Source organism: Streptomyces sp. NPDC026673 (assembly GCF_040638135.1).
Lineage (GTDB): Bacteria > Actinomycetota > Actinomycetes > Streptomycetales > Streptomycetaceae > Actinacidiphila.
Window position 1 is genome coordinate 1 of record NZ_JBEZXR010000147.1, and the last position, 8,467, is coordinate 8,467.

The 8,467-nt window shown below is 70.8% G+C and carries 7 protein-coding genes and 1 pseudogene; 4 read left to right on the forward strand and 4 right to left on the reverse strand.

The window, feature by feature from the left end:
- Positions 1-356: pseudogene (locus tag AB0F62_RS41910) on the reverse strand (hypothetical protein); the annotation flags it as partial.
- Positions 357-655: 299 nt separating this feature from the next.
- Between AB0F62_RS41910 and AB0F62_RS41915 the strand changes: the two are divergent.
- Entirely contained in the window at positions 656-1,666 is a 1,011-nt protein-coding gene (locus AB0F62_RS41915; protein ID WP_361811906.1) for an aldo/keto reductase, read from the forward strand.
- Between the two features lie 29 nt (positions 1,667-1,695).
- A complete protein-coding gene (locus AB0F62_RS41920; protein ID WP_361811908.1) occupies positions 1,696-2,115 on the forward strand; it encodes an SRPBCC family protein in 420 nt (139 codons plus the stop codon).
- Positions 2,116-2,196: 81 nt separating this feature from the next.
- Here AB0F62_RS41920 and AB0F62_RS41925 read toward each other — a convergent pair whose 3' ends face one another.
- Positions 2,197-4,545: an FdhF/YdeP family oxidoreductase gene (locus AB0F62_RS41925; protein ID WP_361811911.1), complete on the reverse strand. Its 2,349-nt coding sequence runs from the start codon at positions 4,543-4,545 to the stop codon at positions 2,197-2,199.
- Positions 4,546-4,690: 145 nt separating this feature from the next.
- Here AB0F62_RS41925 and AB0F62_RS41930 point away from each other — a divergent pair, with 145 nt between their 5' ends.
- Complete coding sequence (locus AB0F62_RS41930) at positions 4,691-5,029, forward strand: putative quinol monooxygenase (protein WP_361811914.1); 339 nt, start codon at positions 4,691-4,693, stop codon at positions 5,027-5,029.
- 375 nt (positions 5,030-5,404) lie between these two features.
- Here AB0F62_RS41930 and AB0F62_RS41935 read toward each other — a convergent pair whose 3' ends face one another.
- Positions 5,405-6,232, reverse strand: coding sequence for an aldo/keto reductase (locus AB0F62_RS41935; RefSeq protein ID WP_361811917.1), 828 nt, complete (start codon positions 6,230-6,232; stop codon positions 5,405-5,407).
- Between the two features lie 167 nt (positions 6,233-6,399).
- A complete protein-coding gene (locus AB0F62_RS41940) occupies positions 6,400-6,870 on the reverse strand; it encodes a MarR family transcriptional regulator (RefSeq protein WP_361811920.1) in 471 nt (156 codons plus the stop codon).
- A 157-nt stretch (positions 6,871-7,027) separates the two neighbouring features.
- Here AB0F62_RS41940 and AB0F62_RS41945 point away from each other — a divergent pair, with 157 nt between their 5' ends.
- On the forward strand, positions 7,028-8,242 hold the full coding sequence (locus AB0F62_RS41945) for an MFS transporter (protein WP_361811923.1): 1,215 nt from the start codon (positions 7,028-7,030) through the stop codon (positions 8,240-8,242).
- Positions 8,243-8,467: the final 225 nt, after the last annotated feature.

Consider the following 8,467-nt stretch of genomic DNA (forward strand, 5'->3'; position numbering starts at 1 on the left):
ACGGTGCCCTGGGACGTCAGGAACGCGGTGATCCGCCGGAAGGCCTCGACCTGGGTGTCGTTCCAGATGCCGAGGTCGTACGGGCTGATCCGGCCTTCGGGGCTGACCGCGGTGGCCTCGGTGATGATCAGTCCGGTGCCGCCGGCGGCCCGCGCCGCCAGGTGTGTGAAGTGCCAGTCGTTCGGCACGCCCGCCAGGTCGCCGTCCGGTGCGGCGCTGTACTGGCACATGGCGGCCATCCAGATCCGGTTCGGGATGGTCAGCGACCGGAGGGTGAAGGGCTCGAACAAGGTGGTGGTCACGAAGGTGTCTCCTCTGGGGGCGGTCGGGGACGAGCCGCGCGGTGACGAGTGCATCGGTTATGCGTCAGCGCCCTACAGGCTTACACAATACTTGCGTACGCCGATTAATTCCCGCGCACGGTTTCCCTCCCGAGTCGCCGCGTCGCATCGACCGACGCTCATATTCAGCGTTTGCATTAGACCGCGTCTGCAAGTATCGTCGTTCCTCGTAAGGCGCCCGGCGTGGTGCAGACACCGTCCGAGCGCACCTCTGGCAGCCGTCCGATTCTCCGGCGCCGGAGACATCCCCTCACAACCCGCCCCCGCGGTTGGCGTACCCGGCCCCCCGCGCACCGGCGGCGAAAGGCACCACCATGTCGCTCAAGGAACTCATCCCCGGCCGACTCGGCTTCGGCACCGCTCCCCTCGGCAACATGTTCCGCGCCATCCCCGACGAGGAGGTGAACGCCACGCTGGAGGCCGCGTGGGAGCAGGGCATCCGCTTCTACGACACCGCCCCGTTCTACGGCGCCGGCCTGGCCGAGCTGCGGCTCGGCGAGCTGCTGTCGACCAAGCCGCGTGACGCGTACGTGCTGGCCAGCAAGGTGGGGCGGGTCATCCTGGACGAGCCCGAGCCGGGCACCCGGGACCTCGGGGAGAAGGGGGGCCTGTTCGAGCACGGCCGCCCCAACGCGATGGTCCACGAATGGACCGCCGACGCCACCGAGCGGTCCATCGAGGGCAGTCTGAAGCGCCTCGGCGTCGACCGGCTGGACATCGTCTGGGTGCACGACATCGCGCAGGACTTCCACGGCGACCTGTGGCTGAACAAGTTCGAGGAAGCCCGCACCGGCGCGTTCCGCGTACTGTCCAGGCTGCGCGATGAGGGCGTCATCAAGGCGTGGGGCCTGGGCGTCAACCGCGTCGAGCCCATCGAGCTCACGCTCGACCTGGACGAGCCGCAGCCCGACGGGTTCCTGCTGGCCGGCCGCTACACGCTGCTGGACCACGCGCGCCCGCTCGAGCGGCTCCTGCCCAAGGCGCAGGAACAGGGCGTCGGCATGGTCGTCGGCGGCCCCTACAGCTCGGGCATCCTCGCCGGCGGCACCCACTTCGAGTACCAGGACGCGCCCCCGGAGATCGTGGAGCGGGTGCGGCGCATCAAGGAGATCACCGCCCGCCACGGGGTGAGCGTCAAGGCCGCTGCCCTGCAGTTCTCCCTCGCCCACCCGGTGGCCGTCGCCGCCGTCCCGGGTGCGACCAAGCCCGGCCGCATCGCCGAGGACGTCGCCGCGCTCCATGAGGACATTCCGGCCGCCTTCTGGGCCGAGCTCCGGGAGTCCGGCCTGGTGAGCCCCGCCGCGCCGCTCCCGAACGGCGCCTGATCCCGTCCCGCCGCCCAAGGAGGAAGCCCATGGCATCGACCTCTGTCAGCCGTGTCGTACCGGCCTCACCCGAACGTGTGTGGCAGCTCATCGGCGGTTTCGACGCCCTGCCCGACTGGCTCCCGTTCATCCCCGAGAGCACCCCGCTGGAAGGCGGCCGGGTGCGTCGGCTCCGCAATCCCGAAGGAGACACGATCGTCGAGCGTCTGGTGGCCTTCAGCGAGGCCGAGCGCCACTACGCCTACGCGATCCTGGAGTCGCCCTTCCCCGTGACCGGATATGTCTCCGACCTGCGGGTGCACTCCGTGCCCGGGAAGCCGGAGGAGGCGGAGGTGGTCTGGAGCGGCCGCTTCGTCCCCGACGGCGTCGGCGAGGCCGATGCGGTCGAGCTGTTCACGGGCATCTATCGCGACGGCCTCGACGCGCTCCACCGCACCCTCGCGGCCTGAACCGCGCCGGAGCTCCCCCCGCCATGCCGGACGGCGGGGGGAGCGTCGTGCTGTCGGGTGCCGGCCGGGTCGTGCGCGGTCTCACTCTCCGGCGGTGGGACCGATGGTGACCCTCACGTTCTTCATCAGGGGCTGGTCGCTCTGGTGGCTGTAGTCGTTCGCGGCGATGAGCACGTTCATCTCGGGCATGTAGCCGGCCGCGCAGCCGCGGGGCATGTCGTACGGCAGGGCGCGGTAGCCCTCGAGGGAGCGGAGGCTGCCGTCCTTCGCGGTGGCCGTGATGTCGACCAGGCTGCCGGGAGTGATTTCCCGGGCGCGCATGTCGGCCGGGTTCATCAGTACCAGGGTGCGCAGGTTCCTGACGCCCCGGTAGCGGTCGTCGTCCGAGTAGATCGTGGTGTTCCACTGGTCGTGCGAGCGCATCGTCTGCAGGACGAGCATGCCGTCGGGGGGCACGACGTCCGGCAGCGGCGCGCTTGAGAACTCGGCGCGCCCGGAGGGCGTGAAGAAGACGAGTTCCCGTGCCGGCTGGCGGATCCGGAAGCCCAGCGGCAGCCGGACCCGGCGGTTGAAGTCCTCGAAGCCGTCCAGGACCCGGGCCATGGTGTCGCGGATCCGGTCGTAGTCCTCGACGTAGTGCTCCCACGGTGTGGCGCTGTCGGGGAGGGTGGCACGCGCCATCCCGGCGATGATGGCCGGCTCCGACAGCAGGTGCGGCGACGCGGGTCGTTTCATGCCCACGGACAGGTGGACCATGCTCATGGAGTCCTCGACGGACGTCGCCTGCAGCCCGCGCCGCTGCTCGTCCTTCTCCGTACGGCCCAGGCAGGGCAGGATGAGGGCCTGCCTGCCGTGGACGATGTGGCTGCGGTTGAGCTTGGTGCTCACATGTACGGTCAGGGCGCACTTGGCGAGGCCCTGGGCGGTGTACGGCGTGTCGGGCGCGGCGAGCACGAAGTTGCCGCCCATTCCGACGAACACCTTGACCCTGCCGGCGTGCATGGCGGCGATGGTGCCGACCGTGTCCAGCCCGTGCGCCCGGGGCGGGTCGATGCCGCAGACCTCGGCGAGCCGGTCGAGGAAGGTCCCGGCCGGCCGGTGGTCGATGCCGCAGGTGCGGTTGCCCTGGACGTTGCTGTGGCCGCGCACCGGGGAGGGGCCGGCTCCCTCGCGGCCCAGGTTGCCGCGGAGCAGCAGGACGTTGACGATCTCGCGCACCGTGTCGACGCCGTGCTCGTGCTGGCTGACACCGAGGCACCAGCTGATCAGGGTGCGGTCCGAGCGGGAGTAGACGGCCGCCGCCTTCAGGATGTCGGCACGGGTCAGCCCCGACTGCCGCTCCAGCTCCTCCCATGGCGTGGCCTCGCACAGGGCCCGGTACTCCTCGAACCCGTGGGTGTAGCGCTCGATGAACTCGCGGTCCAGCGCCTTGGGATCGCCGGTCGACTGCTCCAGCACCGCCTTGGCCATGCCGCGCAGCAGCGCCATGTCGCCGCCCGAGCGCACCTGCAGATTGAGCGTGCTGGTCCGGGTCGACTTGAACAGCGCCATGTCGGTCATCTCGTGCGGCACGATCGTGCGTGTGGCCGCCGCCTCGATCAGCGGGTTGACGTGCACGATCTGGGCACCGCGCCGGTAGGCGTCGGCGAGCGCCGTGAGCATCCGCGGCGCGTTCGACGCCGCGTTGACGCCCATGATGAACAGCGCCTCGGCGCTCTCCCAGTCCTTGAGGTCGGCGGTTCCCTTGCCGGTGCCCAGGGACGCCTGAAGCGCCCGGCCCGATGCCTCGTGGCACATGTTGGAGCAGTCCGGCAGGTTGTTGGTGCCGAACTCCCGGGCCATCAGCTGGTACAGGAAGGTGGCCTCGTTGCCGAGCCGTCCCGAGGTGTAGAAGGCGGCCTCGTCGGGGCTGTCCAGGGCCCGCAGTTCACGGCCGATGAGGTCGAAGGCGCCCTTCCAGGAGATGGGGACGTAGTGGTCGGTGTCGGGGTCGTACACCATGGGTTCCGTCAGCCGGCCCTGGTCCTCGAGCGCGAAGTCGGTCCACGTCGACAGCTCGTTCACGGTGTGCGCGGCGAAGAAGTCCCGCGTCACGCGCTTGGGGGTCATCTCCCAGGTGACGTGCTTGATGCCGTTCTCGCAGATGTCGAGCTTGAGCCCCTTGGTGTCGTCGGGCCAGGCGCATCCGGGGCAGTCGAAGCCGCCGTTCTCGTGGTTCATCTTGAAGATCGCGCGCGGTCCGTCGACCAGTGCGCGCTCCCGGAGCAGAACCCGGGTGACGCTCTTCGCGGCGCCCCATCCGGCGGCGGGGTGGTGGTAGCCGTGCTGGGCCGGCTTCCTGCCGTCGGCGGGGCCGTCCCCGCCGGTCGGTGGTGCCTCGGGCCGGCTGCCGCCTGATGGCATCGGCTCGTTCACGCCCTGAACACTCATACCGGTCACCTCAGGGACGAATGCGGATTTCCATAATGATCTTTATCATATGGGGGCAAGAGGTGACTGTCCTGTGCGGATCCGGGCGGTGACGAGAGCCGCGAGGCGGACTCGAGGCGCCCGGGACGGTGAGGTGGGTGAAGCCATGAGTGACAGCCCCGCGAGCAGCTGGCCGCTGGCCGGTGCCCGACCGGGCCAGATCGTCGTGATCGCCCGCTGGAGTCCCGGGCCCGGCGACCGCGAGACGATCCTCACCGCGCTCGCCGAGCTGGTCGTGGCGTCCCGAGCCGAGCCCGGCTGCCTCGGGTACCAGGCCTTTCATCCGGAGGGAACCGACCGGGGCGACATCGTGCTGATGGAGCGCTACGCCGATCACCCGGCCCTCGACGCCCACCGCGACAGCGACCACTTCCGGAGCCTCGCCCTGGAGCGGATCCTCCCGCTGCTCCAGGACCGCGAGGTGGTCGTCACGATCGTCGCCTGAGCCTCGGGGGCGGATCGCCTCGGCGTGGCCGCCGTCGACCCGGAGGGTGCCACGCGTGGCGGAGACGTCATCGTGGTGGCGATCGCCGGCGGCTCGATCGGATGGTGCGGCAGCGGCCGCGGGCGGTGCTCGCGTATCAACGTCCGCCGCGTCTCCGCCCGGGAGAGACCGACGCGGCCGGTGGGCGAACGGGGCGCACCGCGTCCGCTCGCCGGACGCCGGGACGTGCCGGACGGCGTATGAGCCGGGCGGGGGTGCGGGGTGCGCGGAGTTCGCCGGTGTGAGGGCGGCCCCGGTACTCGCCGATGAGAGAGGACCGCCCGCGGCGCGCCGTGCGCCTGGGCCCGGCGGCAGGTGTCGCCGGGCATTCGACGGTCAGTTGAAGGCGTCGGGCTCCGGGCCGATGCGGGTGCCGTTGTCGAGGGTGGTGATCGCCGCGATGTCGGCGTCGGAGAGCTCGAAGCCGAAGACGTCGATGTTCTGGCGGATGCGCTCGGGCGTCACCGACTTGGGGATGACCACGTTGCCGATCTGCAGGTGCCAGCGCAGGATCACCTGCGCCGGGGTCCTGCCCAGGCGGTCGGCGATGCCGGTGACGACCGGGTCCTTCAGGAGGGCGCCCTGGGCGAGCGGGCTCCATGCCTCGGTGGCGATGCCGTGCCGGGCGTGGAAGGCGCGCAGCTCGGCCTGCTGCAGCTGCGGGTGCAGTTCCACCTGGTTGACCGCGGGGACGACGTCGCTGTTGTCCATGAGGCGCTGCAGGTGCGCGGGCTCGAAGTTGGAGACGCCGATGGCGCGGGCCCTGCCCTCGGCGTGGATCCGCTCGAAGGCGCGCCAGGTGTCCAGGTAGGCGTCGCGGGCCGGGGCCGGCCAGTGGATGAGGTAGAGGTCCACGTGGTCGAGGCCGAGCTTGGCCAGCGAGGCGTCGAAGGCGGCGAGGGTGCTGTCGTAGCCCTGGTCGCCGTTCCACAGCTTGGTGGTGACGAACAGCTCGTCGCGGGCGATGCCGGAGGCGGCCAGGGCCTGTCCGACGCCGGCCTCGTTGCCGTAGATCGCGGCGGTGTCGATGCTGCGGTAGCCGCTCTCCAGGGCCGAGGTGACGGCGGCCGCGGTCTCCGCGTCGGGCACCTGGAAGACGCCGAAGCCGAGCTGCGGCATGGTGACGCCGTTGTTCAGTGTGACGGTCGGGGTGGGGGTGGTCATGCTGCCGATCCTTTCGCGTCGCGGCCGGCGGCGTTCGCCGGTGCGAGTGCGTACGGGTGAACGTCCGGGGGCGGGGCGGGACGCCCCCTCCCGTGCTCCACGACCACGTTAATTGCGTGCGCCGTTAATTGCAAACGCGCAATAACTTCGTCTGCAGGGCGGTCGGGCTAGGCGGCCGGAACGGTCGCGCCCTGCAGGTCCTCCACTGCCTTGACCAGGGGTGCGAGCTCGGGGACGAGGGCTGCCTCGTCCATGGCCGCGCGCAGCGAGGCGTTGTTCGTCGGGCGGGCCTCCTCCAGCAGCTTCAGGCCGGCCTCGGTCACGTCCGTGTAGATGCCGCGCCGGTCGGTGGGGCAGAGGTAGCGCGCGAGCAGGCCGCGATCCTCCAGGCGGGTGACGAGGCGGGTCGTCGCCGACTGGCTGAGCACCACGGCGTCGGCGACCTGGCGCATCTGCAGGTGGCCGCCCTCGCCGTCGTGCTGGCGGCTGAGGACGTCGAGCAGCGAGTACTCGCGCACGCTCAGGTCGTGGTGGGTCTGCAGCTGCTTCTCGATGCGCCCCTCGATCCGTCCGTGCAGCAGTGACAGGGCGTGCCACCCCTGGGCGAGGGCGGTCAGGGCCGGATCGGTGGCGGTCATCGAAGTCCCCTTCGTGCGGCTGCGGGCGAAGGGTGTTCGCCCTTACTGGCCATGGTAAGCCGCCGGACGTGGGTGTCCAGCGCTTGACGTTATAGCGCGCTTGCAATTATTGTCGACGCTCGTTAGGTGCCATTGCAACATCTGGAAGGTCTCCGCCATGCCTCTCGCGCTCCTGGCCCTCGCCATCGGGGCTTTCGGGATCGGTACCACCGAATTCGTGATCATGGGCCTGCTGCCCGAGGTCGCCACCGACTTCGGGGTATCCGTCCCCACCGCCGGCCTGCTCGTGACGGGCTACGGACTCGGCGTCATGATCGGCGCACCGATCATGACCCTCCTGGGCACCAAGGTGTCCCGCAAGACCATGCTCATGATGCTCATGGCCCTGTTCATCCTCGGCAACCTGGTCTCCGCGCTCGCCCCCGCTTTCGGCGTCATGCTGGCCGGCCGGATCCTCGCCTCCTTCACCCACGGCGCCTTCTTCGGCATCGGCTCGGTCGTCGCCGCCGACCTCGTGGCCCCGGAGAAGAAGGCACGCGCCATCTCGATGATGTTCGCCGGCCTCACCGTGGCCAACGTCATCGGCGTGCCGCTGGGCACCTACATCGGGCAGAGCGCCGGCTGGCGCGTGACCTTCTTCGTCGTCGCCGCCCTCGGCGTCGTCGGCCTGGCCGGGGTGTTCAAGCTGATCCCCGACATGCCCAGGCCGGAGGGCGTGCGACTGCGCCACGAACTGAGGGCCTTCCGCAACGTCCAGGTCCTGCTGGCCATGGCGATGACCGTGCTCGGCTTCGGCGGTGTCTTCGCGGCCATCACCTACATCGCGCCGATGATGACAGAGGTCACCGGCTACGCCGACTCCTCCATCACCTGGCTGCTGGTCCTCTTCGGCGCCGGGATGGTCGTCGGCAACCTGACCGGCGGCAAGTTCGCCGACCGCGCCCTGATGCCGATGCTGTACACGGCGCTGGGCTCGCTGGCCGCCGTGCTCGCGCTGTTCACCCTCACCGCCCACAACGAGTTCACCGCCGCTGTGACGATCTTCCTCGTCGGCGCGCTGGGCTTCGCGACCGTACCGCCGCTCCAGAAGCGGGTCCTGGACCAGGCGTCCGGTGCCCCGACGCTGGCCTCCGCCGTCAACATCGGCGCCTTCAACCTCGGCAACGCCCTCTCGGCCTGGCTCGGCGGCGTCGTCATCGCCGCGGGCTTCGGCTACACGTCGCCGAACCTCGTCGGCGCGGTCCTGACGGCCTCCGCCCTGGTGCTCGCCGTGGTGTCCGCGACGCTGGAGAAGGGGCGCGGCGGCCGCGACAGCCGGGTCGTCGCCGGCTCCGCGCCGGCCGATCAGCCCGCTCTCAGCTCCCGGCACTGACCGCGGGCCGGGAGGAACGGTCACCGGAGCGGATCGCCGAGCGGATCGCCGAGCGGACCGACGCGGGTCCACGCCACCGCCGCCCTGCCGACGGTCCACGCGGTACCCCCCGCACTGCGGATCGGCCCGGCCCGGGCCGCTGCGCACCCGCCGGAGGTGCGGCCGCTCCCGCCGCCCCGACCCCGGCCGCGGGGGTCCGGGGCCCCGGCCCGGGGGGAGTCAGGG